The organism is Priestia sp. SIMBA_032, assembly GCF_046535215.1.
GTDB classification, from domain to species: domain Bacteria; phylum Bacillota; class Bacilli; order Bacillales; family Bacillaceae_H; genus Priestia; species Priestia aryabhattai.
Genome location: NZ_JAWRXD010001345.1, coordinates 1 through 245 on the forward strand (window position 1 = coordinate 1; position 245 = coordinate 245).

Below are 245 nucleotides of genomic sequence, written 5' to 3' on the forward strand. Positions count from 1 at the left end.
GCCTTCAGCAGGAGATTTCCAAGACCGAACAGCGCCATAACGGCCAGAAAGGAAAAAGTGTAGACCCCGGCCAGCGATTCCAGGTCCCCTCGGGTAACCAGAAGCACCGACAGGCACAAAACCAGAAAAACGATGATGATCCTGTAGCTGGATCCTTTTCTGTTTTCCTTGAGAAAATAATTGGGCAGTATCCTGTCCAGCGTCATGCGCTTGAGCAGCCCGCAGACCCCGACAAAAGAGGTCAG

The 245-nt window shown here is 52.7% G+C and carries 1 protein-coding gene; it reads right to left on the reverse strand.

What is annotated here, in order from left to right; translation table 11 throughout:
• On the reverse strand, positions 1-245 hold a 245-nt coding region (locus SB717_RS38690), incomplete at both ends, for an amino acid permease (RefSeq protein WP_410908546.1).